This window comes from Aliiroseovarius marinus (assembly GCF_050881025.1).
GTDB lineage: Bacteria > Pseudomonadota > Alphaproteobacteria > Rhodobacterales > Rhodobacteraceae > Aliiroseovarius > Aliiroseovarius marinus_A.
The window spans coordinates 259827-284829 of record NZ_JBNNXQ010000001.1; the positions used below are offsets into that span (position 1 = coordinate 259827).

Consider the following 25003-nt stretch of genomic DNA (forward strand, 5'->3'; position numbering starts at 1 on the left):
AATCTGGACAAGACGAAACGCGCGAGGTCTGAAAATGTTCCTGTCTGTCTTTGACATGTTCAAGGTTGGGGTTGGCCCCAGCTCGTCCCACACGATGGGGCCGATGGTGGCGGGGGCGCGCTTTCTGGATCACCTGCGCGCCCAGCCGTTCAAGGTGCACGGGCTGAAAGCCTCTTTGCATGGCTCGCTGGCCTTTACCGGGGTCGGCCATGCCACGGATCGCGCAACGATCCTTGGCCTTGCGGGTTTTCTGCCCGACAGCTACGACCACGCCGCCGCAGAAGCGGCCATGGCGAAGATCGAAGCCAGCGGCACCGTCACGCCAGACGGGCTGGGCACGCTGCAGTTTGCGCCGAAAACCGATCTGATCTTTGACTACGATCACCCCCTGCCCGGCCACGCCAATGGCATGCAGCTGATGGCCACGGATGCGCAGGGCGATATCGTGGTGCGCGAGACCTATTATTCGATCGGTGGTGGCTTCGTCGTGACCGAGGCCGAACAGGCACAAGAGGCCGCGCTTGACGCAGCCGACGCCCGCACCCACCCGTTTCCCTTTGAAAACGCGCAGATGATGCTGGACATGGCGAAGGCCTCCGGCAAATCCATCGCAGATATGAAACGCGCCAACGAGCTGGAGCATATGGGACCGGCCTCGCTGGCCAAGGGTTTGGACCGGATCTGGGAGGTAATGGAAAACTGCATCCTGCGTGGGCTGGATCAGGACGGCATCCTGCCCGGTGGTCTTCTGGTCAAGCGCCGCGCCAAGGCGATCCATGACAGCCTGAAAGCCGAGCAGGGTCTGAACATGACCGCGCCGCATACGATCAACGACTGGATGAGCGTCTATGCCATGGCGGTGAACGAAGAAAACGCGGCCGGGGGGCAGGTCGTGACCAGCCCGACCAATGGGGCCGCCGGCGTGTTGCCTGCGGTGATTTATTACTGGCTCAACCACGTGCCCGGCGCGGCGCCCTCGCGCATTCACGACTTCCTGCTGACCGCTTCGGCCATTGGCGCCATCGTCAAGCACAACGCGTCGATCTCGGGCGCCGAAGCGGGCTGCCAGGCCGAGGTCGGATCGGCCAGCGCCATGGCCGCTGCGGGCCTCTGCGCCGTGATGGGCGGCTCGCCTGAGCAGGTGGAAAACGCCGCCGAAATCGCTTTGGAGCACCATCTGGGCCTGACCTGTGACCCGGTGCGCGGGCTGGTGCAGGTGCCTTGCATCGAACGCAACGGGCTGGGCGCGATCAAGGCTGTCTCGGCCGCCTCGCTGGCGCTGCGCGGTGACGGCACGCATCTGGTGCCGCTGGACGCCTGCATCAAGACCATGTTCGAAACCGGACAGGACATGATGGAGAAGTATAAAGAGACCTCGCTGGGTGGGCTTGCGGTGAACGTGCCCAATTGCTGATCAGCTGACCGCCGTGGCGGCCGTAACGGCCGCGATCACCGCATCCAGATGCGTGCGCGGCACAATGACCAGCATGCCCGGCCCATCGGTTTGAACGCTCACCCGCGGGCCGGTCACGATGTTTGACGTGCCAATCCGCGCCCAGGGGGCCATCTCCATACCCGTGGCAGGCCATTTCAACCCGGTCGAGGTCACGCGGCATTTCGCCATTGGAAACAATGCAAAAGCCGAGTCCTTCGGCAGCGTGATGTCCAGCGGGCGCGACAGGTGGAAAACAATGTCGCTCTCGCCGACCAAAATCACCGGCTTGTCGGGCTGACGGATCAACGTATTGAAAGCCGCCAGCGTGTGATCCATGCGCTTGCCCATGAAGCCAAGGCCAAGAATCAACGGAGCCTCGATCAGCGACAATGCCTTGTCGAAATCGGTGCGGTCCTGATCCGGCGTCTCGTAAAACGCCTGCGCCCCAAGGGCTTCGCGCGCCCGATCCGACACGCTGTCCATATCGCCGACCACAGCCAGCGGGCGTTGTCCAAAGCCCAGCGCCAGATCCGCGCCGCCATCCGCCGCCACAAGATCAGGTGCGCGCGTCAAGCATTCGGAAAGATTCTCGGGGGTAACCTCTCCTCCACCCAAAAGGGTCACATTTTGCGTAATTGGAAGAAAATGCTGTATCATGGGGACCTATTGTTGCCATTTCAGAAACTAAACACATTCCTGCCCGGAAAAAATACCGTGAATTTCGCGGTTTTGTGCAATTTCCCGAGACAACACATGGTAAACACAGTGTTGCTGGATCGGGGGAGAAAGCGAGTTAACTATGGTGAGTAACAGCAAGATTCTCACTGTATCTTACGGCACGTTCTCGTGCACGCTGGAAGGGTTCGATGAACCCTTTAACACGATGAAATCCATCGCGGAATATTTCCGTGATCTTGCAGCTGACGATCGCTACTTCGGGGCCGAACCGCCGACGCCGGATGCCGACATGCTGCATCGAATCGCAGAGCGCGAGATACAGAAACGGGTCGAAACCCGCATTGAAAACGACGAGATTGTACTGCGACAGCGCGGGGCCGAACTGCCTGCCGTGACCAAGACCGGTGCGACCCATGTCGAAGGCGAGCAATTGCTGGCCGAGACGGCAGCGGATCAAGCCGACGCTCCCCAGGAAACCGCAACACAAGAAGCGAAACCCGAACCGGTGCTTTTTGCAGCCCCCGAGCCGGGTAAAAAACCCACGCGTGTTGACCTGACACCGAAGGCCGCCGAAGCGGGTTCTGGCGATGAGGGTGTGCAACAAGCCGCGCAGGAAATCACGCAGTCTGAGGCCGCTGAAAAAGACGCGGACGCAGACAATGACAGCGCCGCCGCCAAGCTGCGCCGCCTGCGCGCTGTGGTATCTGCAGCTCAGGAAAGCGGTGACTATGTCGAAGACCAGCACGCCGCGTCATTCTTTGGTGCCGCTGAACAGGATGTATTCGAAGATGACACCGCGCTTGACGTGAATGTTGAGGACACGTCTGAGCTCGTCGCTGAGGTTGAAGACGCAGAGGTTGAAGCCCCTGCCCCAGCGCCGCAGGAAGAGCTGGTTTCGGAAGACACCGCTGTCGCCGCTGACGCGGTGGAGCCTGATCTGGCCGATCTTGAGGTGGCGCCCGAACAGGCCGACATGCAAGACGCGCAAGACACTGTGGCTGAAGTTGAGGACGCAACTGACGTTGACCCGGCAGATATTGCCGCTGACGCGGATGGGTCTGACGACGTGATCGGTTCAGTTCTGGGCCGCATGGAGGACGCGCCCGCCGACGCTGCGCAAACGGATGAGGACGTGCGTGCCGACGCTCCGACCGAAGCCCCGCAAGAGGATATTCCGCCTGCGGATGATGCCTCGGATATCGCTGAAGACAACGCGATTGAAAGCGACGTGGACCTGGAAGCGCTCGATGCGGTTTTGATGGCCGAAACCGGCGCACAAGATGCGGCGAAAGACGTTGTTGAACCCTCTGAGGACCTGGACGTTGATGCGCTGGCTCAAGAGCTGGCTGAAGACGTGGTTGAAGACACTGCCGACCAGCCCATTGACGCCCCCGAAGACCAAGGCGACGCCCTGCCCGTTCAGGCCGAAGCCGCCCGTCCTTTGGCCCGCGTGGTCCGTGTCAAACGCCTGCGCAAGTCAGATGGCAGCGAAGAAATCGCCCTGACGCAGCCCGAAGAAACACTCGCAGAGGACATTCTTGATCAGCCCATGCCCAAAGTGGCAGAGGCCGAGCCTGACGTCGACGCGGATGCCCAGATGGGTCTGAGCGCCGAGGAAGAAGCCGCCTTGCTGGCCGATCTGGCAGAGGTTGAAGCCGAACTGTCTGACACTTCGAAAGACGCCGACGCCCAAGCCCCCGCCCCATCGGGCGACGATGCCGAGGTGAACGCCTTTCTTGCCGCACTGGACGAGGACACATCCGAGACAGCCACACGCGGCGCCAATGTGTTTGACGACGTTGCCAATGGGCAAGCGGATGACACGCTGGATCGTATTCTGGCTGAGACGAACTCGCAGATGGAAAGCCAGGAGGTCACTCGCCGCCGCAATTCCATCGACCACCTGAAAGCCGCGGTACAGGCCAAACGCGCTGACGCTGAAGTTGGCGAAGACAGCACAAACGAAGATCGCCCGGAAGACGCCTATCGCGATGATCTGGCCATGGCAGTGCGTCCGCGCCGCCCCGGTCGTTCGGCTGAAAAATCAGGCCGCCGCCGCATGGCACCGCTGGTTTTGGTATCTGAACAGCGCATCGACACGGATGAAGACGAGGCGGCATCAAAGGCCGCGTCCGACACGCCGGTTCAACCGGTGCGCCCGCGCCGCGTCAACCGCGATGACATGGTGGCGGACGCAGCTCAGGGTCCGCGCGCGGTTGCAGCGCAGGCGACCTCGGGTGAAGCCCCGGATTTTGCCAGCTATGTCACCGGCGCAGATGCGTCCGACATGACCGGCCTGATGGAGGCCGCAGCCCGTTATGCAACGGATGTCGAGGGCCGCGACCAGTTTGGTCGCCCGCTCTTGGTGCGTATGTTGATCGGTCTGGAAGTCAATGGTGGCATCAGCCGCGAAGAAGCGCTGCGCGCCTTTGCCAAGCTGATGAAGGATGGTCGCATCGTGAAAGTCGCACCAGGCCGCTTTGCCCTGGCGAAAGATGATCGCAAGGAAGATGACCGTCAGACCGCGTGATCCTTCGGGCATCATAAAAACCGAACAAAGAAAAAGGGGCCTGAGGAGGCCCCTTTTTTATTCCTCGTCGTCTTTCAGGGCGTATTTCCCTGCCGGATCATGGGGATAGCTTGCGGGGTCCGCATCCGGGTCCGCTTTACCAACCCCCAAAAACACTTTGCGAAACGGGGCCATCCACAGAAAACCCAAAACCGCGTAGATGATCAGCTCCAGCCAGCTTGGCGGGCGGTCAAACAGGCTGACCACAAACACGGCCGCGACGATATAGATCGGCAGCCCGACCAACAGCACCACCAGTGCCCAGCGTTTGCGTGCTTTGTAGCTCAGAGCCATGTGATCAATCCGCGAACGGGTCGGTCACCAGAATGGTGTCGTCCCGTTCCGGGCTGGTGGACAGAAGTGCCACCGGGCAGTCGATCAGCTCTTCCACGCGTTTCACGTATTTGATCGCGTTGGCGGGCAGATCATTCCAGCTGCGCGCGCCTTCGGTCGATTCCGACCAGCCCGGCATCTCTTCATAGATCGGTTTGCAGCGCGCCTGCTCATCGGCGGCTGTGGGCAGATAGTCCAGCTCTTTGCCGTCCAGCTCGTAGCCCACGCAAATCTTCAGCGTTTCAAACCCATCCAACACGTCCAGTTTGGTCAGCGAAATACCCGACACGCCCGAGGTTGCGCAGGTCTGGCGCACCAAAGCCGCATCAAACCAGCCGCAGCGGCGTTGACGCCCGGTGGTGGTGCCAAATTCATGCCCGCGCGTGCCCAGCCGGTCGCCATCAACATCCGGCGTGCCATCGGCGTTCAGAAGCTCGGTCGGGAACGGGCCTTCCCCCACGCGCGTGGTATAGGCTTTCACGATGCCCAGCACATAGTCGATCGAGCCCGGCCCGATGCCCACGCCGGTCGCCGCCTGACCCGCGATGACATTGGATGATGTCACAAAGGGATAGGTGCCGAAATCAATGTCCAGAAGCGCGCCCTGAGCACCCTCGAACAAGATGCGTTTGCCCGCTTTGCGCTTTTCGTTCAGCACTTTCCAGACGGGGGCCGCATATTTCAGGATTTTCGGCGCCACATCCTGCAGTTGGGCAATCAATGCGTCGCGGTCGATGGGGGCAATGCCCAAACCTTTGCGCAGCGGGTCATGGTGCTGCAGCGCGCGATCAACGCGGGCTTCCAGCGTGGCGGGGTCCGCCAGGTCAGCCACACGGATCGCACGGCGCCCCACCTTGTCTTCATAACACGGGCCAATGCCGCGCCCGGTGGTGCCGATCTTGGTGCCTTTGCTGGCGGCCTCTTCGCGCGCGCGGTCGAGTTCACCATGGAAGGGCAGGATCAGCGGGGTGTTTTCTGCGATCATCAGCGTTTCAGGCGAAATATCGACGCCCTGCCCGGTGATCGTCTCGATCTCTTTCAGAAGGTTCCACGGGTCCAGCACCACACCATTGCCGATCACCGACAGCTTGCCGCCGCGCACAACGCCAGACGGCAGCGCGTGCAGCTTGTACACCTTGCCGTCGATCACAAGAGTGTGGCCTGCATTATGCCCGCCCTGAAAACGCGCAATCACATCCGCACGTTCGCTGAGCCAGTCAACGATCTTGCCTTTACCTTCGTCGCCCCACTGGGCGCCTACGACGACAACATTTGCCATGGTCTGATCCTATCTCAAAGAAAACCCGTGCTGTCATAACGACACAATGCCCGGCGGGAAAGGAGAAAACGTGCAGCCGGCACGATTGCACGGCGAAAGACAGCATTGGGCCCACAGCGCCGCTTGCACCCTTGCGCCTTTTCCCCTACATACCCCCGAGATCGAAACCACCCAGATACGAAAAGCGTGCCCGCATGGAAAACGTCATCCTCGTCATTCACCTGATCCTGGCGCTTGGCCTGATCGGCATCGTGCTTTTGCAGCGCTCTGAAGGCGGCGGCCTTGGCATTGGTGGCGGCGGCGGCGGTGGCGTGATGTCCTCACGCGGTGCAGCCACGGCACTGGGCAAGCTCACCTGGGGCTTTGCCATCGCGTTTCTGGTGACCTCGATCACGCTGACGATCATCGCGGCGAAAAACGCATCGGACGGATCGGTTGTGGACACGCTGGGCGTGGCGGAACCCGCTGCAGAAGGCGAGGCGCCGGTGGTGCCGGATGTGACCGACCTGCTGCCGCCTGTTTCAGACGACGAAAGCCTGACACCGCCCCGCGCGGATTGATCGGCGGCTTCATTTGCTGCAGCGCAGCCCGCTGATGCTGCACCAGACATTGGCCGGTTTCCGCCTTGGGAACCGGGCCGGACACGACCCACACAATACCTAGAGGCGGGGCAGAATATACCCCCATCATCTTGACGATCCGGTTGCACGGGAGGCCGGTTTCTGATATTTCTTTACTCCCGTGGAGTGCGGATTCGCACGGGTCGCTTCTGCGATTCTCTTGCGGCTCCCCAAACCAGAAGACCGGCCAGACAATCGGCCAGATAACAGGCGGCGCGCTTCGAAATCGACGCGCTTTTTTCACGGGGGCAGCCAACCATATGGCACGATACATCTTCATCACCGGCGGTGTTGTTTCTTCTTTGGGCAAAGGTCTGACCTCGGCCGCGTTAGGCGCGCTGTTGCAGGCACGCGGCTATTCAGTGCGTCTGCGCAAGCTGGACCCTTACCTGAACGTCGACCCCGGCACGATGAGCCCCTTTGAGCATGGCGAAGTTTTTGTCACCGATGATGGCGCCGAAACCGATCTGGACCTGGGCCATTACGAACGTTTCACCGGCGTGGCCGCCCGCAACACGGATTCGGTCAGCTCGGGTCGCATCTACACCAATGTTTTGGAAAAAGAGCGCCGCGGGGACTATCTGGGCAAGACCATTCAGGTGATCCCGCATGTAACCAATGAAATCAAAGACTTCATCGAAATCGGTGATGATGAGGTAGATTTCATGCTCTGTGAAATCGGCGGCACGGTCGGCGATATCGAAGCCCTGCCCTTCTTTGAAGCGATCCGCCAGTTCAGCCAGGAACGCCCGCGTGGCCAGTGTATTTTTATGCACCTGACCCTGCTCCCGTATCTGGCAGCATCCGGCGAGTTGAAGACCAAGCCAACCCAGCACAGCGTGAAAGAGCTGCGCTCGATCGGTATTGCGCCTGACGTGCTGGTTTGCCGCTCGGAACACCCGATCCCGGATAAGGAACGCGCCAAGATCGGTCTGTTCTGTAACGTGCGTCAGGAATCGGTCATCCCCGCCTATGACCTGAAGTCGATTTATGAAGCCCCGATGGCCTATCACAAAGTGGGTCTGGATCAGGCCGTTCTGGACGCGTTCCAGATCGCGCCCGCACCCAAACCGGACCTCAGCCGTTGGGAAGACGTCGAAGACCGCATTCACAACGCAGAAGGCGAGGTCCGCGTGGCCGTGGTGGGCAAATACACACAGCTTGAAGACGCCTATAAGTCGATCAAAGAAGCGCTGACCCATGGCGGCATGGCCAACCGGACCCGCGTGAAGCTGGAATGGGTGGATGCCGAGCCCTTCGACAAGGAAGACCCCGCGCCCTATCTGGAAGGTTTCCACGCCATCCTCGTCCCCGGCGGCTTTGGCGAACGCGGCACCGAAGGCAAGATCAAAGCAGCACAGTTCGCCCGCGAACGCAAAATCCCCTATCTGGGCATCTGTCTGGGCATGCAAATGGCCGTGGTCGAGGCCGCGCGCAACGTGGCGGGCATCTCGGATGCGGGATCGGAAGAATTTGACCACGAGGCGGGCGAAACCCGCTTCACCCCGGTTGTCTATCACCTGAAGGAATGGGTGCAGGGCAACTACAAGGTCAAGCGCAAAGTATCCGACGACAAGGGCGGCACCATGCGTCTGGGCGCCTATACGGCAGCGCTGACCGAAGGGTCGAAGGTGGCCGAGGTTTACGGTGCCGAGACCATCGAAGAACGCCACCGCCACCGCTACGAGGTAGACACGCAGTATCGCGACAAGCTTGAAGCCTGCGGGCTGGTCTTTTCGGGCATGTCGCCCGATGGCCGCCTGCCAGAGATCGTCGAATGGAAGGATCACCCGTGGTTCATCGGCGTGCAGTTCCACCCGGAGCTGAAGTCGAAACCCTTTGATCCGGCACCGCTTTTCGCTGATTTCGTGCGCGCCGCGAAAGAGATTGAGCGGTTGGTCTGATCGACGACAGTTCCAGTCAGATTGCAAATCACGGGCGGGGTTTCCCCGCCCTTTTCATTGCCTCACCGCTTCACTAGGCTTCGGACCAGCAAGGAGACCCGGCAATGACAGATCAAACCTGGACCAAAGATGCGCAGCAGGCCATGGGCGTGCTTTTGGTGCGGCTGGCCAAGGCCGATGCGCATTATGCGCAGGCAGAGATCGCCCGTATCGACCGCTTGTTTGCCCGCCATTACGATATGAACCCGATCGAGGCCGCACAGCTTCGCGCCACCTGCGAAACGCTGGAGAAAACAGCCGGCGAAACAGATGCACTGGCCGGTCAGGTGCGCAATCTGATGACGCTGGACCAACGTACCAGCATCGTGACCGCGCTGTGGCAGGTGTCCCTGGCAGATGGCGTGGTGCGCAATGAAGAGGCCGATCTGGTCGCGCGCGTCGCCGAGGCCGCAGACGTGCCTAAAAGCGAGCTGCCCGCCGGATGATACGTGCGGTGCTGTTGGCGGCCCTGTGTGGGCTGGCGCTGCCCGCAACTGCGCAGACTGTCACGCAGGCGATCACCCAAGAAATCACTCAGGTGCCCTATGACAAGGTGGTGTCCCAAACCGCGGGGCAGCTTGATTTCGAAAGCTTCCCCACCCTGCCTGAGCCCGGTCAGGCCGTGCCCGGGCTGGTCCGCGTGACCGGCCTGACGCTGGGCGACAGCCTTGCCGGTCAGGCAAGGCGCGCGGTCGACGGGTTCGATACCCTCGACCGCGCGCCCCGCGCGCCGGTCACCGTGGTCGCGGGGGGCAGCCCGGCCCTCGCCGTGGCCTATCACACGGGGTTTGGATCAAACGCGGCCTTCCCGATTGGGCCGGACGGGTTTGCGGCACGCTCTGGCCGGGGCGAAGGGGCGCTGGCCATGGGCTTTGACGCAACGGTGCACGCCTTTGGCCTGCGCCTGCATGCCGACTATGCGGACCCGCTGGGCAGCCGACCTGCCCCCGGGCCGGTCTGGCTGGACTTCTATGCAGGTGACGGCACCAAGCTGCATCGCGCCGAATTGCGGCCCGATCACGGCGTACAGAGTTACGGTTTTCTGTCGACCGCCCCCATCAGCGCCATCACCCTCACCCATCGCGATCCCGGCGGAATTGCGATTGACGACATCCGCTATTCGCTGGACAGTCTGACCAACTGACGAAAGGACATGATATGGCCAAAGGCTATTGGATCGGGCGGGTGGATGTCGAAGATCTGGACCGCTACATGGGCTATGTGAAAGCCAACGCCGCCGCGTTCAAGGAATATGGCGCGCGGTTTTTGGTGCGCGGCGGCGCCTTTGAAACCCGCGAGGGCCAATCCCGGTCGCGCAACGTGGTGATCGAATTTCCAAGCTATCAGGCCGCGCGCGACTGCTATGACAGCCCCGTTTATCAAGCGGCCAAGGCCATTCGCGAACCGGTGTCGATCTGTGATCTGATCATCATCGAAGGTTATGACGCATAAGTGAAGGAGAGCGGGCTGGCAGGTATCCCCTGCCCGCCCCAGATAGAGCCTATGATACGTGCCCTCTTGGACAAGCTGACCCAACCTGCTCCAACCCCGCTTGATGGCGCCGACGCGCGCCTTGCCATGGCCGCGATCCTTGTGCGACTGGCGCGGGCGGATCATGACTATTCCGCCAGCGAAACCGCCGAGATCGACCGCATCCTCGCCCGTCTGCATGGGCTTTCCCCGGATGACGCCCGCGCCCTGCGTTGCGAAGCCGAAGCGTTGGAGGCCGAGGCCCCCGACACCATCCGCTTCACCAATGCGGTCAAGGCAGGTGTCCCGATCGAAGACCGCATCGCCCTGATCGAAGCCGCATGGTCGGTGGTTCTGGCCGACGGGGACCGTGCGGCCGAAGAAGATGCCCTGATGCGCATGATCCCGCGGTTTCTTGGGATCAGCGATGTGGACAGCAATATGGCCCGTCAGCGCGCGGCGGCGCGGCTTTAAGCAATCCCCTCAGGCCGGGGCAAAGCGGGCTCCAACGGTCTTGACCCAACGTTAGGCGTGTTTCCCCGGCATTTACCACCAGAAGTCGATTGCAGCGTCTTTCAACGACAATGCGCCTGACCAACCGCCCATTTACCCGCATTAACGTGACCTCACCGTCATTTCGCCGTTGCAATCCGGTGGAAATTGCTCCCTACTCGGTGGCCAAATTGCCCTGTTCTGCTGACGGAAACCACGTGCCTGAAGACATCTCTGCCACCACCGCTGCTGACGCCACCCCGGTGATCGAAATTCGCGACCTGCATAAAAGCTATGGCGCGCTCGAAGTCCTGAAAGGTGTCGACCTCGTGGCGCCCCGTGGTCACGTCGTATCCCTGATCGGGTCGTCGGGGTCCGGCAAATCCACGCTTCTGCGCTGCGCCAACCTGCTGGAAGACAGCCAACAAGGCGAAATCCGCTTCAAGGGCGAACCCATCACCTGGAAGGGTCACGGGCTGCACCGGCACCCCGCCGACCGCGCCCAGGTCACCCGCATTCGCACCAACCTGTCGATGGTGTTTCAGCAGTTCAACCTGTGGTCCCATATGACCATCCTGCAAAACGTGATGGAGGCGCCGGTCACCGTGATGGGCCGCGACAAGGCTGAGGTCGAAGAAAAGGCGCGCGGATATCTGGCGAAGGTCGGGATCGGCGACAAATGCGATGTCTACCCGGCGCAGCTGTCGGGCGGCCAGCAACAGCGCGCGGCGATTGCGCGCGGGCTGTGCATGGAACCTCAGGCGCTTTTGTTTGACGAACCGACCTCGGCGCTGGACCCCGAGTTGGAGCAAGAGGTCGTTAAAGTGATCAAGGACCTGGCCAGCGAGGGGCGCACCATGGTCATCGTGACCCATGACATGCGCATGGCGGCGGATGTGTCTGATCACGTGGTCTTCCTGCATCAGGGTCTGATCGAAGAAGAAGGCGCGCCCGACGCGCTGTTTGGCGCGCCCAAAAGCGAGCGCCTGAAACAATTCCTGTCGGCCACACAGCCGGCTTGATGAACCAAAAGAACGAAACTTAACTAGGGAGTAAACCAATGAAAAAGCTGATCGTTTCGACGGCTGCTCTGGCGATCTCGGCGGGCTTTGCGCTGGCTGATGGCCATGGCAAGACCGTGCGTCTGGGCACCGAGGGCGCCTATGCCCCGTGGAATTTCCTCAACGATGACGGTGAGGTTGATGGCTTTGAACGCGAGCTGGGCGACGAGCTGTGCAAACGTGCCGAGCTGAAATGCGAATGGGTCACCAACGAGTGGGACAGCATCATCCCGAACCTCGTATCGGGCAACTATGACGCCATCATCGCAGGCATGTCGATCACCGACGAACGCGACGAAGTCATTGATTTCACGCAAAACTACACGCCGCCCGATCCCTCGGCCTATGCTGCCATGTCGGCAGACGTGGACCCGGCCAGCGGTATCGTTGCCGCACAGGCCACCACCATTCAGGCGGCTTTCGTGGCTGAACAGGGCTGGACGCTGGTCGAGTTTGCAACCCCGGAAGAAACCGTGGCTGCTGTGAAAAACGGCGAAGCTGATGCGGTTCTGGCCGACAAGAGCTTCCTTGACACCATGGTCGGCTCGGACGGTCTGGTGATGCTGGAGCGCATGGAGCAGATCGGCGGCGGCGTCGGCATGGGCATCCGTGAAAGCGATGGCGAATTGCGCGCCATGTTCGACAAGGCCATCCAGTCGATGAAAGACGATGGCTCGCTGAACACGATGATCGCGAAATGGGAAGTGGCTTCTCAGTTCTGATCTGATCAATTGGCCCGCGCGCAACCCGCGCGGGCCTTTTCTGCCGCACCTGCTTTTGCCGCTCCTGTGGCCCCAATCACCGAAATGCGCGATGTTTTCCTACTGCACCGATCCTTCCACGCTTGAGGGCCTGACATGGCTCAGCTGCTACCTGACCACGGGCAAGCATATGGCGTTTTACCAGTCCTTCGGGACGGTCATGGTGCTGTTGGCAATCACCGCGCCCGTGGCGCTGGCCTTTGGTTTTGCCGGCGCTACGGCGGCGCGGTCACGCTTTCTGCCGCTGAGCATTTTGGGCAAGCTTTACACCGCCATTGTGCGCGGCGTGCCGGACATTGCCTTTTTCATGTTCTTCGTCATCGCGCTGGATCAGGCGTTTGAATATCTGCGCCACAAGGTCAAATGCCCCGACTGGTCCGAGCCGATCCGTCAGGGCAGCGATTTCGTGGTCTGCAGCCAAGCCAAGCTGCCCTTGTCGGACAGCCCCCAGTGGGTGCACGAGACATATGGCTTTTCGCTGGCGGTCCTGACCTTCGCCATCGTCTTTGGCGCCTTTGCCGCCAACGTGCTGTTTGGCGCAATGAAGGCCGTGCCACGCGCGCAGCTGGAAACCGCCGAGGCCTATGGCATGTCGCCGCGCCAAAGTTTCTGGCGCGTTTTGGTGCCCCAGATGTGGATCTATGCCCTGCCCGGCCTGTCGAACCTGTGGATGATCCTTGTGAAAGCCACGCCACTTTTGTTCCTTCTGGGCGTTGAGGATATCGTCTATTGGGCGCGCGAGCTGGGCGCGACGAAGACCGCCAAATTCACCCAATACCCGCATGGCAACTGGATGGCTTACTACTTCTTTGGCCTTCTGGTCTTTTACCTGATGCTCACCTCGATCAGCGAGCGGGTGTTCAAACGCCTGACGATCCGCCTGTCTCACGGGCAGGCCACTGCTGCCGGTGAAGCGCAAAGAAAGGCCGCCCAATGAGCTGCGCACAGACCATTCAGGATTACGCGTTCCGTTCGATCGGCTATGGCGAACGGCTGTTGCCGCGCGAGGATTTCACCCTGTGTGAACAGGTCACGCTGATCGGGTCCGGCATGATCTGGAACATCTATTTCGGCCTGCTGGCGATCGCGTTTGGGTTCTTTTCCGCAACCGGGCTGGCGCTGGCCAAGAACAGCCATACGGGCTGGCTGCGCAAACCGGCGGAGTTTTTCATCTATGTGTTTCGTGGCTCGCCGCTCTTCATCCAGATGTTCTTTGCCTATGCGGTGTTCTTGTCGCTGAAGCAAAGCTTTCCCATCATGGCGCCCTTCACCTCGGCCTTTCTGGGGGCCACGGTGGTCTTGTTTCTGAACACCACCGCCTATACGGCCGAGATTTTCTACGGCGCGCTTCAGTCTATCCCCAAGGGCGATCTGGAGGCCGCGGACGCCTATGGCATCACCGGTTGGACGCGGTTCAAACGCATTGTCTGGCCGTCGATGCTCCGGCTGGCATGGCCCGGCTATACCAATGAAGCGATCTTCCTGTTTCACGCCACGGCGCTTGTGTTCTTCTCGGGCTTCCCGGTGTGGCAACAACGCGGAGACGCGCTCTATTACGCCAGCTATTTTGCCGACAAGACGTTCAACCCGTTTGTGCCCTACCCGATTCTTGCAGGCTTCTTCATCGTCCTGACCCTGATCGTGATCACGGTGTTCGGCATCATCGGCAAGCGTTTGAACCGGCATTTGCCGCAGGCCGCGATCCGCCGCCCCAGCTTCATGAAAACCCTGTTCCGTTAAGGGGTTCCGCCCCGCTGCAGGCCGCTGCCGCGCCCTTTGGGGGCGGTGGGGAGCCGTGCGTTTTACGCACGGTTCCTACGGCCTGCTGCACGCCAAAATCGCTCGCATCAAAGCGTTTCCAGATATTGCCCGATCACAGCAATACCTGGAAACGCCCACCATCCTGACATGTTGCGCGGCGTTTCCACATCACGTTCACTCAACGTAATATGGAAACGCTTTAAATTCCCCCCTTGCCCGTGAATTGCCTCTCGGCTAGGGTCGCTGTGAAATTTGATCAAATTTGGTGACTCATGAGGATCGGCATCCTGCAAGCAGGCCACTCGCCTGACGAACTGCGCGACAGCGTCGGTGACTACGGCGAAATGTTCACACGTCTTCTGGACGGACATGGCTTTGAATTTGAAATCTACTCGGTGGTGGACAACCAGTTTCCGTCCGGCGTTTCAGACGCGGATGGCTGGCTGATCACCGGGTCAAAACACGGCGCTTACGAGGAACACGGGTGGATCCCGCTGCTGGAAGATCTGATCCGCGACATCAAAGCTACCGGTCAGCCCTTGGTGGGCGTCTGCTTTGGACATCAGATCATCGCGCAAGCCCTTGGCGGCAAGGTCGAGAAGTTTGCCGGTGGATGGTCTGTCGGGCGCACCGAATATGATTTCGGGGATGGTGAAACCATGAAGCTGAACGCCTGGCATCAGGATCAGGTGACCCAATTGCCCGAAGGGGCAGAGGTCATCGCCTCGACCGATTTCTGCGCCAACGCGGCGTTGGTCTATGGCGATCAGATATTGACCATCCAGCCGCATCCCGAGTTTACCTCCGAGCTTGTCTCGGGGCTGATTGAACATCGCGGACGCGGCAATGTGCCCGAGGCGCTTTTGAACAACGCCCAAGCCCAACTGAACGATACAACAGACAATGCACGTTTCGCGGCCCGCATGGCGGAAGTCCTGAAACGGGGAGCAAAATCATGAGCAATGATAAAACCGACCGCAACGCCTGGATGACGGCTTTACCCGAGGCCGCACAGGACTATCTTCACGGCAAACGGCTGGACGAGGTGGAATGCATCGTATCAGACCTTCCGGGCATTGCCCGTGGCAAGGCCGTGCCCGCCGTCAAATTTGCCCGGCAGGACTACTTTCACCTGCCCGACAGCATCTTTTACCAAACCATCACCGGAGGTTGGGGCGAGGCTGCGGGGGACGAAGGGTTCATTGAACGCGACATGACCCTGCGCCCGGACATGAAAACCGCATCGGCAGCACCCTGGACTGGCGACTGGACGTTGCAGGTGATCCATGATGCGTTTGACCGCAACGGCGAACCGATCCCCTATAGCCCGCGCAATGTGCTCAAGCGCGTGGTCGAGCTTTATCGCGCAAAAGGCTGGGAACCGGTTGTGGCGCCCGAGATGGAGTTCTATCTGACCGCGCGCAATCTGGATCCGGCCGAAAAGATCAAGCCCATGATGGGCCGGTCAGGCCGCCCTGCCGCCGCGCGTCAGGCCTATTCCATGACCGCCGTGGACGAATTTGGCCCCGTCATCGACGACATCTATGATTTCGCCGAAGCCCAAGGGTTCGAGATTGACGGCATCACGCAAGAAGGTGGCGCGGGCCAGCTTGAGATCAACCTGATCCACGGCGACCCGGTGAAGCTGGCCGACGAGGTGTTTTACTTCAAACGCCTGATCCGCGAGGCCGCCCTGCGCCACGATTGCTTTGCGACCTTCATGGCCAAACCCATCGCGGAAGAGCCGGGATCGGCCATGCATATCCACCATTCGATCATCGACATCGAGACGGGCGAAAACATCTTCTCTGGCCCTCAGGGTGGCGAAACCGACGCGTTTTTCCACTTTATCGCGGGCATGCAAAACCACCTGCCCAGCGTGGTCGCCGTGCTGGCGCCCTATGTGAACAGCTACCGGCGTTACGTGAAGGACAACGCGGCCCCCATCAATCTGGAATGGGGCCGTGACAACCGCACCACGGGCATCCGCGTGCCCATCGCATCGCCCAATGCCCGCCGGGTGGAAAACCGTATCGCGGGCATGGATTGCAACCCGTATCTGGGCATCGCGGCCTCGCTGGCGGCGGGGTATCTGGGGCTGATCGAAGAAGAACGCCCGCGGGCGCAATACAAGGGCGACGCCTATGAAGGCGAAGAAGATATCGCCCGCGATCTGAGCCACGCGCTTGATCTGTTTGATGAGGCCGAGAAGATGCACGAGGTGCTGGGCCCCGAATTTGCCCGCGTCTATTCCATCGTGAAGCGCACCGAATATGACGAGTTCCTTCAGGTCATCAGCCCATGGGAACGCGAACATCTTCTGTTGAACGTGTAACCGCCCCCCACCACGGGGAGAATGCGCAAACGGCCAGTCATCACGCTGGCCGTTTTCTGTTGGCCAGGGCAGCGCATCGCACAACATCCGCCCGCACACCTGTCTGAAACAGACCCGCCCCTTGCCCGGTCTTGTTTCAACCTCTCGGACCGAATTTTTTCTGGTTTCAGGATTGAATTTCACCTACAGTTTTTCGAAAGAGATGTTTCGGAAAATCCGAAAAGAGTGGTGGATCGTCCCAACGCACCCGCCCCTTCGGACCGACAACCGGGCATCGCGAAGCTGGACATACAGGACCGTAAAATGACACTCGCACCCAATGTCTATGACGCAGAACCCATCCCTGACGCAGCCCGCGCCGAGATTGACCGGATGCTCGCCTCGGGCGACCTGTTTCGCTACACCGCGCCCGAAGATGCGCCGGTTGCCCTGCTAGAGGCAGAATTCGCCGAGATGATGGGCGCAAAATATGCGCTTGCCGTGGCAAGCTGTTCGGCGGCGCTGTTTTTGTCGCTGAAAGCGCTGGATTTGCCGCGCGACGCGAAAGTGCTGATCCCGGCCTTCACCTTTGCCGCCGTGCCCAGCGCGGTGGTGCACGCCGATTGCCAGCCCGTCCTTGTGGATGTGGGCGACAACTACCGGGTCGACATGGAGGATTTCGCCACCAAGCTGACCAAGGACGTGGGGGCCGTGATCATCAGCCATATGCGCGGGCATACCTCGGACATGGATGCGATCATGGATTTGTGCACGAAAGCGGGTGTTCCGGTCATCGAAGATGCCGCCCATTCTCTTGGCACGCTTTGGAACGGGCAAAAGATCGGCACCATTGGCAAAATCGGTTGTTTTTCCTTCCAATCCTACAAGATGCTGAACGCAGGCGAAGGGGGGATCATGATCACCAATGATGCCGATCTGGCCGCCCGCGCCGTGATCATGTCAGGCGCGTATGAGCATAACTGGAAAAAGCACAAAACACCTCATGGCGAGAACTCGTCTGACCTGGCCGATGCCTTTGCCCGCTGGCAAAACAAGCTGCCGCTTTACAACACGCGCCTGTCCAACCTTTCGGCCGCGGTGATCCGCCCGCAACTGGCCGAGCTGGAGCGGCGGGTGACGGACGGTTTGAAAAACCACGACTATGTCGCAGACAAGCTGAACCAGAGCAGTTGGATCGACGTGCCGCCGCCGCTGGCGCCCGAAACCCGTGCACCAGATTCGATCCAGTTCAATCTGGTGGGTATGAGCGACGAACAAACGCGGGCGTTTCAGGATTCGGCCAAAACGCGCGGTGTCTCGGTTCAGGTGTTTGGCATGAGCACGGACAATGCGCGCGCCTTCTGGAATTGGGAGTTCATTGGCGAGCAAGGCCCGCTGCCCCGGACCCGCGACATGCTGGCACGCGCCTGTGACACGCGCCTGCCGGTGCGACTTCAGAAGCCGGAATTGGATTTCATTGCCGATGCGCTTGTGGCGGCGGCGGCGGATGTGATGGAACGCAAGGCCGAAACCGCGGCCTGAGCATGAGCCCAGCCCTTACCTGACAGGGCAAGAGCCTCCCGCGCCCTAACGACCCTATGGTCGACGGGCTTGGGGGTGGCCCAAACCTACGGTTTGGGTGCGGGCGTCGTCACAACACGCGCAACAGGCCCTGCAGCCATGGGTATTCTGCCACGACCGGCTCAACAATCAGCTCATCCAGCAATTGCTTCATCTGCTCTGCCATATCCTTTGGCAGCCCGCCCAAAAGCTCGGCCCGGGCGGTAAGGTTGATCCGGCGGTGGAAGGGCGCAAATGGCAAAGGGATCAGATCGGCCGCATCCCGGAACCTCTGGGCGCGTAGAAATCCCAAAGGTGTGATGATGGTCCAGCCCTCGCCCGCCGCCACCATCGCCATGATCGCGTGATAGCTGTCCAGCTCGTATCGGTTGTCCAGCCGCAGATTTTGTCGCGCCAGATGCTGTGAGATCACCTGCCCCATGTGATGGCGCGCGGTGTATTGCACCAAGGGTAAAGCACGCAGCACCTCCAGCGGTTCGCCCCCCTGCGTCAGCCCTTTCGGCACCGCGACGACAAAGGGTTCTTCCATCAAGGCATGTGTTTCCGTCCAGGTGGGGACCGTACCTGTTTCGGCTGCGATCACCACATCCAATGCCCGCGCGTCCAACTGGTCATGCAAGCGGTGCGACGCCCCTGTTTCCAGCAAAAACCGGGTCTGCGACAGCTGGCCGGACAGCTGCGTCAAAAGCCTGGGTGTCACATCAGCATCGAAATCTTCGATCATGCCAAGGCGCAGCCGTGACATTTGCGACAGCGCCCCAAGTGCCAGTTCGGCGCGCGCCTGTTCTGCCTCGTTCAGGATCGCCTGCGCGCGCTTTAGAAACAATCCACCCGCCGGGGTCAGGGTCAGCGGGCGTGCGGACCGGTCCAGCAATGCAGACCCCAGCGCCGTTTCCAGATTGGTCAGTTGCTGGCTGACGGATGAGGGGCTGGCCCCAAGCCTGCGCGCCGCAACCGAGATCGAGCGCTCTTCTGCAGTGGCGACGAAGACTTCGACCCCCCAAAGGCTGATTTTGCCTGCCGTCTCGACCATGCGCCTTCCTTCCCTTGCGCAGAGGCTACGGGGTTTTGCGAAAAACAGGAAGGGCTGATGTGGCGGCCACTAAAGCGTTTCGCCTTAGTGTTGAGGCACAACAATAAGGCGAAACGCGCGGAGCCTACCAATGTCGTGGGCGTTTCGAAATCAACTTGTGCCTCAAGGTAATCTCGGAACGCTTTAGCGGCTCCATAACCGCTTGTGGCTGGGGTGTCTGACCGGCTCAATGCGCAGCTTCTCTGCCCCGCCGCGCCCCGGCCAAAGCGCAACCGCGCCCGTGTCTTTCAAGGCAATCCGATCAATCACGCGGGTTTTGGCGCAGGCATCCGGCAGGTCTTGTTTCCGCCAGGCCGACAACACCACCACATCCGCCTCTGTGCAGGCGTTGGGCAGTTTTTCTTCGGCCGCACGGCCCGAGATTTGCACAAGCTTTACGGCGCCAAGATCCACCATCAGGTATCCCTTCTGGCCTTCAAACCCATCGCGCAGGCTGGCCATGCTCTGGTCGGCTTTGTCCCCGTCGTTTTCCAACCACGACCGGGCCGAAAACCCTTCGCCGCGTGGCTTGGACAGGGCACGCCCCTGCCCGGTCATCACGCCCACAAGCCCGCCGCCTTCACTGATCAGAACCGGGGGGCGTTCGGCCCCGGCCCACAGCAAAAACGCCGCACAAGCCGGGGCCAAAGCCAAGGCGCGTTCCCGCCCGCGCAAGAGGACCAGCATCAACCCGCCCAGCGCCACGAGCGGCAAAACCGCGCCGGGAGGCGACACCACTTTGCCAATCGCCCCGTCCAGTGAAGACACAGCCCCCGCGACCCAGATGATCCAGCGGATGGGCCAGTCCATCAGCAAGACAGCCCCCCAACCCAGCCCGACCGGGGCCAACACCGCAGCCAACACGGCCAGCGGCATGATCACGGTGCCCATAACGGGGACGGACAGGATATTGGCCACAAGACCATAATGGCTGACCTGATTGAAATGCGCAGCGCCAATGGGGGCGGTCGCCAGCCCCGCAATGGCCGAAGACATGGCCACCGCCACGACCGGGCGCGCCCATTTGGGCAGGCGGCGGGCCGTGTCATCACGCGCGCGTTCACGCAGCCAGCCAAACACCGCCACCAGAGCGGTGGTGGCGGCAAAAGACATTTGGAACCCCGGCTCGGTCAGAGCCTCGGGCGTCAGGCACAGGACAATGAGCGCGGCAAGGGCCACGGCCCTGAGCGTCAGCGCGCGGCGATCAAACAGGATGCCCACGAACATGGTCGTAACCATGATAAACGCCCGTTCCGTGGCAATCGCCCCGCCGGACAGAGACAAGTAGAATGCGCCGGCCCCAATGGCGATGATCGCCGCCAGCTTTTTGACCGGATAGCGCAGGGACAGCATCGGCCACAGCCCCAAAAGCAACCGTGCCGCCTGAAAGACAAAGCCCGTCAAAAGCCCCATATGCAGCCCGGAAATGGCCAGAAGATGAGCCAGATTGGACCCGCGCAGCGCTTCGATCGTGTCCTGGCTCATCGCCGAACGGTCGCCGGTGGTGATCGCGGCGGCGAATGCCCCCGCCTCGCCGGGCAGGATCGACCGAACCCAATGCGAGATATTCTGCCGCATACGCGTCACGGCCAGATCCCAGCTGCGATCAGGCGGGGTCAGAACAAGGGCCGGAACACGCGTATACCCAACCGCGCCGATCCCGCGAAACCAGGCCATACGCTGGAAATCGAACCCGCCCGGTTCCACCGGTCCATTGGGGCCGGATAAATGCGCCGTCATGGCCACGCGCTGGCCGATCCGGGGGGTGAGATAGCCCTGCTCTCCATGCAGCGAGACACGCACGCGTCCGGGCAGTTTTCGCGGCGCCACATCGTCCAGACGCACCTGATCGAGCGTCAGCCGCACCGCCTGTGACTGCGAGCGGTCCACAACCACGATGCGCCCCTCGACCGGGCCGTAATATCGAAAACCCAGCACCGGGTCGCCCACCAGATGCGCGCGGGCACCCGCAAGGCAGAACCCAAACGCGGTAAGCGCCACGGCCAGCGCCATGGGGCCATATCCCCACGGCCAGCGCCACGCCATGGCAATGCACGCCAGAATTGCACAGGCCAGAAAGGTGTAGAGCACAATGCCGGGTTCGCGCGCCATGGCGAAATACAGCCCGATGCCCGTGCCAAGAAAAAGCGGTGCCCAGATCACGAGCCGCCCGCGTTCTTCTTCGATCCGGGACAGGAGTTTCACGGCCAGCACCCTTGTTCACGGCCTCCCTTTTGCGTAAAGCGTTGCCAGATCACGTTGACACGCAAGTATCCTGAAAACGCCGCCACCTTTGCCCGGTTGCCCGCGTTTGACCCGGGTCTTGGGTCTCAACACACGCCGAACCGATATTCACACCTGCTTAACCCCAGCATGGTTTCCAAAAGGTTAATGCCCGATGTCCCAAACCGATCAGATCGTCACCCGTTTCGCCCCCTCGCCCACCGGTTATTTGCATATCGGTGGCGCCCGCACGGCACTGTTCAACTGGCTTTATGCCCGTGGCCGCGGTGGCAAGTTCCTCTTGCGCATTGAGGACACCGACCGCGCGCGCTCGACCCCCGAGGCCACCCAAGCCATTCTGAAGGGTATGGCATGGTTGGGGTTGGACCATGACGGTGAGGTCGTGAGCCAGTTTGACCGCGCAGACCGCCACGCCGAAGTGGCCCACGAGATGCTGGCCAAGGGTCACGCCTATAAATGCTTTGCCACGCAGGACGAAATCCAGGCCTTCCGTGACGAGGCCAAGGCAGCGGGCCGCTCGACCCTTTATCAAAGCCCGTGGCGCGATGCAGACCCTGCCACCCACCCGGACGCGCCCTATGTGATCCGCCTGAAAGCCCCGCGTGACGGCAAAACCGTCATCCAGGACGAGGTGCAGGGCGATGTCACCATCCGCAATGATCAGCTCGACGACATGATTTGTTTACGTTCTGATGGCACACCCACCTACATGCTGGCCGTTGTTGTCGATGACCACGATATGGGCGTGACCCATGTGATCCGGGGCGATGACCACCTGAACAATGCCGCGCGCCAGACGCTGCTCTATCAGGCGATGGGCTGGGACCTGCCGGTCTGGGCGCATATCCCGCTGATCCACGGCCCGGATGGCAAGAAACTGTCCAAACGCCACGGCGCGCTGGGGGTCGAGGAATACGAAGCGATGGGCTATCCCGCCGCCGCGATGCGCAACTATCTGGCCCGTCTGGGTTGGAGCCATGGGGATGACGAATTCTTCTCGGACGCGCAGGCTCTGGAATGGTTCGATCTTGGCGGCATCGGCAAAAGCCCGGCGCGCTTTGACTTCAAGAAGCTCGACAACCTGTCGGGGCAGCATCTGGCCGCAATGCCGGATGATGCGGTTCTGGCCGCATTGGAAGGCTATATGGCTGCCGCAGGCGAGGCACCTTTGCAGGCGCAGAAAAAATCTCTTGTCGAAGCGGCCATGCCTGTGCTGAAAACTTCGGCAAAGACACTGCCGCAAATGCTTGAAAAGGCTCGATTTGCGACGGTTTCCCGCCCCATTGACCGGGACGAAAAGGCCGAGAAATCTCTAGATGATGTATCCCGCGGTATACTGAAAGAATTGACGCCGCAGCTGCAAAATGGTAGCTGGGACCGCAACACGCTTGAGGGCATCCTCAATGGCCTCGCCGAGGCGCATGACCTCAAGTTCGGCAAACTGGCAGCGCCCCTGCGCGCCGCCCTCGCCGGACGGGCCGTCACGCCCAGCGTATTTGATATGATGCTTGTGCTCGGACGGGACGAAACCATCGCCCGGTTGGAGGATGCAAGCGCATGAAGCACGGGCGCCTGCCCAACGGGGCAGGCTGCTGCCAACACGAACACGAAGGAATGATACATGGCTGAACAAACCGGAACCGCGAAACTCACTTTTGGCGACAAGGAGCTGGAACTGCCCATGTATTCCCCCACTGCGGGGCCGGATGTGATCGACATCCGCAAGCTTTACGCGCAGGGCGACGTGTTCACCTATGATCCCGGCTTCACCTCGACGGCGAGCTGCGATTCGACCATCACCTTCATTGATGGCGACAAGGGCGAGCTTTTGTATCGCGGCTACCCAATCGACCAGCTGGCCGAAAAATCGCATTACCTCGAAGTGTGCTACCTGCTGCTTTACGGTGAACTGCCGTCGGCCACAGAATTGCAGGATTTCGAAAGCCGCGTGACCAATCACACGATGGTGCACGAGCAGATGACCAAGTTCTACTCGGGCTTCCGCCGCGACGCACACCCGATGGCGATCATCACCGGTGTCGTGGGCGCCATGTCGGCCTTCTATCATGACTCGACCGACGTGAATGACCCGTGGCAGCGCGAAGTGGCGGCGATCCGCATGATCGCCAAGCTGCCGACCATTGCCGCGATGGCCTATAAATACTCGATCGGGCAGCCGTTCGTGTATCCGAAGAACGATCTGGACTATGCGTCGAACTTCCTGCGCATGTGCTTTGCCGTGCCGGCCGAAGAATACGAAGTGAACCCGATCCTGTCGAAAGCCATGGACCGCATCTTCACCCTGCACGCCGATCACGAACAGAACGCCTCGACCTCGACCGTGCGTCTGGCAGGTAGCTCGGGCGCCAACCCGTTTGCCTGTATCGCGGCTGGCATCGCCTGCCTCTGGGGCCCTGCCCACGGTGGCGCCAACCAGGCTTGCCTTGAAATGCTGCGCGAGATTGGCTCGGTCGACAACATTCCGGAATACGTGGCCCGCGCCAAGGACAAGGACGATCCCTTCCGCCTGATGGGCTTCGGTCACCGCGTCTACAAGAACTTCGACCCGCGTGCGAAGGTCATGAAGGAAAGTGCTGACGAGGTGCTGGGCCTTCTGGGCATCGAAGACAACGAAACCCTGAAAGTGGCCAAGGAACTGGAGCGCATCGCGCTGGAAGATCCTTATTTCGTCGAGAAGAAGCTCTATCCGAACGTGGACTTCTATTCGGGCATCATCCTCGAGGCGATGGGCTTCCCCACCTCGATGTTCACCCCGATCTTCGCCCTGTCGCGCACCGTCGGCTGGATTTCTCAGTGGAAAGAAATGCTGGGTGATCCGGGCCAGAAAATCGGCCGTCCGCGCCAGCTGTATCTGGGCGACACGACACGCGACTATATTGATGTCGCCAAGCGCTGATCTACACACACAGGCTTAAGAAAACGCCGCCCAATGGGCGGCGTTTTTTGTTTTTAGCGAAGAATGTTAGCCTACACTCACTTTATCAATCTTTTAGGAGAAAACGAATGGGTGGAGACGTCGGGAATGCATCCGAAAGCCATATTCTGAAGGTCACAGATTACGAAATCTCGTTGGGATGCCGTCAGGAAGGCATCAAGGGAAAAGTGGAAACCCGTCCAACATTGATCCTGAAAGGAAGACCTCTGCTTGGTAACGCGAAGACCGCGCTTCTGCGCGGCAGTCTGGACGCCCAACTGCGCGCGCCGCTTTACAACGCGAAGGCCAAACATATCGAGTTTTTCTTCCCGTTTGAGATCTGGCCCACATATCTCGAGCTCGTACAAAGCGAGAGCCAACTATATGTGCATTTCAGTCAACGCGAGAACGGCTCGTTGTTTGCCACGCTTACGACTGCCCGCAGCCTCTAGCGC

Annotated in this window: 23 protein-coding genes; 18 read left to right on the top strand and 5 right to left on the bottom strand. The window is 60.7% G+C overall.

The genetic code is table 11. The annotated features are described in order from the left end of the window. The first annotated feature begins 34 nt into the window (after positions 1–34). Positions 35–1414: an L-serine ammonia-lyase gene (locus ACRY08_RS01170; protein WP_432447978.1), complete on the top strand. Its 1380-nt coding sequence runs from the start codon at positions 35–37 to the stop codon at positions 1412–1414. Here ACRY08_RS01170 and ACRY08_RS01175 read toward each other — a convergent pair whose 3' ends face one another. After that, positions 1415–2092 carry a thiamine diphosphokinase gene (locus tag ACRY08_RS01175; RefSeq protein WP_432447979.1) on the bottom strand — a complete coding sequence of 226 codons (678 nt, stop codon included), beginning with the start codon at positions 2090–2092 and terminating at the stop codon, positions 1415–1417. A 142-nt stretch (positions 2093–2234) separates the two neighbouring features. Here ACRY08_RS01175 and ACRY08_RS01180 point away from each other — a divergent pair, with 142 nt between their 5' ends. Then, positions 2235–4643: a hypothetical protein gene (locus ACRY08_RS01180; protein WP_432447980.1), complete on the top strand. Its 2409-nt coding sequence runs from the start codon at positions 2235–2237 to the stop codon at positions 4641–4643. 57 nt (positions 4644–4700) lie between these two features. Here ACRY08_RS01180 and ACRY08_RS01185 read toward each other — a convergent pair whose 3' ends face one another. Together ACRY08_RS01185 and ACRY08_RS01190 are read right to left on the bottom strand one after the other, a co-directional pair. After that, a complete protein-coding gene (locus ACRY08_RS01185; protein WP_432447981.1) occupies positions 4701–4976 on the bottom strand; it encodes a DUF2842 domain-containing protein in 276 nt (91 codons plus the stop codon). 4 nt (positions 4977–4980) lie between these two features. Next, the gene (locus ACRY08_RS01190) at positions 4981–6294 is read right to left on the bottom strand and encodes an adenylosuccinate synthase (RefSeq protein WP_432447982.1); all 1314 of its coding nucleotides are present in this window, start codon (positions 6292–6294) and stop codon (positions 4981–4983) included. 194 nt (positions 6295–6488) lie between these two features. Here ACRY08_RS01190 and secG point away from each other — a divergent pair, with 194 nt between their 5' ends. The 13 genes from secG to ACRY08_RS01255 all read left to right on the top strand — a co-directional run bounded on the left by secG (position 6489) and on the right by ACRY08_RS01255 (position 18258). Then, positions 6489–6854, top strand: a complete 366-nt coding sequence (secG, locus tag ACRY08_RS01195; RefSeq protein WP_432447983.1) for a preprotein translocase subunit SecG — start codon at positions 6489–6491, stop codon at positions 6852–6854. A 320-nt stretch (positions 6855–7174) separates the two neighbouring features. Next, a complete protein-coding gene (locus ACRY08_RS01200) occupies positions 7175–8818 on the top strand; it encodes a CTP synthase (RefSeq protein ID WP_432447984.1) in 1644 nt (547 codons plus the stop codon). Between the two features lie 104 nt (positions 8819–8922). Then, the gene (locus tag ACRY08_RS01205; protein WP_432447985.1) at positions 8923–9303 is read left to right on the top strand and encodes a TerB family tellurite resistance protein; all 381 of its coding nucleotides are present in this window, start codon (positions 8923–8925) and stop codon (positions 9301–9303) included. Then, positions 9300–10001, top strand: coding sequence for a hypothetical protein (locus tag ACRY08_RS01210; RefSeq protein ID WP_432447986.1), 702 nt, complete (start codon positions 9300–9302; stop codon positions 9999–10001). Before ACRY08_RS01205 ends, ACRY08_RS01210 begins: the two co-directional genes overlap by 4 nt. A gap of 14 nt (positions 10002–10015) precedes the next feature. Next, positions 10016–10309 (top strand): DUF1330 domain-containing protein, encoded by a 294-nt coding sequence (locus ACRY08_RS01215; protein WP_432447987.1) that lies wholly within the window; start codon positions 10016–10018, stop codon positions 10307–10309. A gap of 51 nt (positions 10310–10360) precedes the next feature. Beyond that, complete coding sequence (locus tag ACRY08_RS01220; protein WP_432447988.1) at positions 10361–10801, top strand: TerB family tellurite resistance protein; 441 nt, start codon at positions 10361–10363, stop codon at positions 10799–10801. Between the two features lie 110 nt (positions 10802–10911). Then, positions 10912–11841 (top strand): ABC transporter ATP-binding protein, encoded by a 930-nt coding sequence (locus tag ACRY08_RS01225; protein ID WP_432447989.1) that lies wholly within the window; start codon positions 10912–10914, stop codon positions 11839–11841. A gap of 38 nt (positions 11842–11879) precedes the next feature. Continuing rightward, positions 11880–12602: a transporter substrate-binding domain-containing protein gene (locus ACRY08_RS01230; protein WP_432447990.1), complete on the top strand. Its 723-nt coding sequence runs from the start codon at positions 11880–11882 to the stop codon at positions 12600–12602. A gap of 91 nt (positions 12603–12693) precedes the next feature. Continuing rightward, positions 12694–13578: an ABC transporter permease gene (locus tag ACRY08_RS01235; protein ID WP_432447991.1), complete on the top strand. Its 885-nt coding sequence runs from the start codon at positions 12694–12696 to the stop codon at positions 13576–13578. Then, on the top strand, positions 13575–14381 hold the full coding sequence (locus ACRY08_RS01240; RefSeq protein ID WP_432447992.1) for an ABC transporter permease: 807 nt from the start codon (positions 13575–13577) through the stop codon (positions 14379–14381). Before ACRY08_RS01235 ends, ACRY08_RS01240 begins: the two co-directional genes overlap by 4 nt. Before the next feature lie 293 nt (positions 14382–14674). Then, complete coding sequence (locus ACRY08_RS01245) at positions 14675–15361, top strand: type 1 glutamine amidotransferase (protein WP_432447993.1); 687 nt, start codon at positions 14675–14677, stop codon at positions 15359–15361. After that, on the top strand, positions 15358–16737 hold the full coding sequence (locus ACRY08_RS01250) for a glutamine synthetase family protein (protein ID WP_432447994.1): 1380 nt from the start codon (positions 15358–15360) through the stop codon (positions 16735–16737). Before ACRY08_RS01245 ends, ACRY08_RS01250 begins: the two co-directional genes overlap by 4 nt. A 303-nt stretch (positions 16738–17040) precedes the next feature. Next, a complete protein-coding gene (locus ACRY08_RS01255) occupies positions 17041–18258 on the top strand; it encodes a DegT/DnrJ/EryC1/StrS family aminotransferase (RefSeq protein ID WP_432447995.1) in 1218 nt (405 codons plus the stop codon). Positions 18259–18367: 109 nt separating this feature from the next. Here ACRY08_RS01255 and ACRY08_RS01260 read toward each other — a convergent pair whose 3' ends face one another. Beyond that, positions 18368–19330: a LysR family transcriptional regulator gene (locus ACRY08_RS01260; protein ID WP_432447996.1), complete on the bottom strand. Its 963-nt coding sequence runs from the start codon at positions 19328–19330 to the stop codon at positions 18368–18370. Between the two features lie 183 nt (positions 19331–19513). Then, complete coding sequence (locus tag ACRY08_RS01265; RefSeq protein WP_432447997.1) at positions 19514–21574, bottom strand: ComEC/Rec2 family competence protein; 2061 nt, start codon at positions 21572–21574, stop codon at positions 19514–19516. Between the two features lie 193 nt (positions 21575–21767). On the opposite strand from ACRY08_RS01265, the gene gltX reads away from it, so the two are divergent. The 3 genes from gltX to ACRY08_RS01280 all read left to right on the top strand — a co-directional run bounded on the left by gltX (position 21768) and on the right by ACRY08_RS01280 (position 25000). Next, positions 21768–23174: a glutamate--tRNA ligase gene (gene gltX / locus ACRY08_RS01270; RefSeq protein ID WP_432447998.1), complete on the top strand. Its 1407-nt coding sequence runs from the start codon at positions 21768–21770 to the stop codon at positions 23172–23174. Between the two features lie 60 nt (positions 23175–23234). Next, positions 23235–24530: a citrate synthase gene (gltA, locus tag ACRY08_RS01275; RefSeq protein WP_432447999.1), complete on the top strand. Its 1296-nt coding sequence runs from the start codon at positions 23235–23237 to the stop codon at positions 24528–24530. Positions 24531–24637: 107 nt separating this feature from the next. Then, positions 24638–25000, top strand: a complete 363-nt coding sequence (locus ACRY08_RS01280; protein WP_432448000.1) for a hypothetical protein — start codon at positions 24638–24640, stop codon at positions 24998–25000. Positions 25001–25003 lie beyond the last annotated feature (3 nt).

Coding starts and splice junctions, on each gene's coding strand:
- ACRY08_RS01170 (WP_432447978.1), top strand. CDS start 35: ATGTTCCTGTCTGTCTTTGACATGTTCAAGGTTGGGGTTGGCCCCAGC.
- ACRY08_RS01175 (WP_432447979.1), bottom strand. CDS start 2,092: ATGATACAGCATTTTCTTCCAATTACGCAAAATGTGACCCTTTTGGGT.
- ACRY08_RS01180 (WP_432447980.1), top strand. CDS start 2,235: ATGGTGAGTAACAGCAAGATTCTCACTGTATCTTACGGCACGTTCTCG.
- ACRY08_RS01185 (WP_432447981.1), bottom strand. CDS start 4,976: ATGGCTCTGAGCTACAAAGCACGCAAACGCTGGGCACTGGTGGTGCTG.
- ACRY08_RS01190 (WP_432447982.1), bottom strand. CDS start 6,294: ATGGCAAATGTTGTCGTCGTAGGCGCCCAGTGGGGCGACGAAGGTAAA.
- secG (WP_432447983.1), top strand. CDS start 6,489: ATGGAAAACGTCATCCTCGTCATTCACCTGATCCTGGCGCTTGGCCTG.
- ACRY08_RS01200 (WP_432447984.1), top strand. CDS start 7,175: ATGGCACGATACATCTTCATCACCGGCGGTGTTGTTTCTTCTTTGGGC.
- ACRY08_RS01205 (WP_432447985.1), top strand. CDS start 8,923: ATGACAGATCAAACCTGGACCAAAGATGCGCAGCAGGCCATGGGCGTG.
- ACRY08_RS01210 (WP_432447986.1), top strand. CDS start 9,300: ATGATACGTGCGGTGCTGTTGGCGGCCCTGTGTGGGCTGGCGCTGCCC.
- ACRY08_RS01215 (WP_432447987.1), top strand. CDS start 10,016: ATGGCCAAAGGCTATTGGATCGGGCGGGTGGATGTCGAAGATCTGGAC.
- ACRY08_RS01220 (WP_432447988.1), top strand. CDS start 10,361: ATGATACGTGCCCTCTTGGACAAGCTGACCCAACCTGCTCCAACCCCG.
- ACRY08_RS01225 (WP_432447989.1), top strand. CDS start 10,912: ATGCGCCTGACCAACCGCCCATTTACCCGCATTAACGTGACCTCACCG.
- ACRY08_RS01230 (WP_432447990.1), top strand. CDS start 11,880: ATGAAAAAGCTGATCGTTTCGACGGCTGCTCTGGCGATCTCGGCGGGC.
- ACRY08_RS01235 (WP_432447991.1), top strand. CDS start 12,694: ATGTTTTCCTACTGCACCGATCCTTCCACGCTTGAGGGCCTGACATGG.
- ACRY08_RS01240 (WP_432447992.1), top strand. CDS start 13,575: ATGAGCTGCGCACAGACCATTCAGGATTACGCGTTCCGTTCGATCGGC.
- ACRY08_RS01245 (WP_432447993.1), top strand. CDS start 14,675: ATGAGGATCGGCATCCTGCAAGCAGGCCACTCGCCTGACGAACTGCGC.
- ACRY08_RS01250 (WP_432447994.1), top strand. CDS start 15,358: ATGAGCAATGATAAAACCGACCGCAACGCCTGGATGACGGCTTTACCC.
- ACRY08_RS01255 (WP_432447995.1), top strand. CDS start 17,041: ATGACACTCGCACCCAATGTCTATGACGCAGAACCCATCCCTGACGCA.
- ACRY08_RS01260 (WP_432447996.1), bottom strand. CDS start 19,330: ATGGTCGAGACGGCAGGCAAAATCAGCCTTTGGGGGGTCGAAGTCTTC.
- gltX (WP_432447998.1), top strand. CDS start 21,768: ATGTCCCAAACCGATCAGATCGTCACCCGTTTCGCCCCCTCGCCCACC.
- gltA (WP_432447999.1), top strand. CDS start 23,235: ATGGCTGAACAAACCGGAACCGCGAAACTCACTTTTGGCGACAAGGAG.
- ACRY08_RS01280 (WP_432448000.1), top strand. CDS start 24,638: ATGGGTGGAGACGTCGGGAATGCATCCGAAAGCCATATTCTGAAGGTC.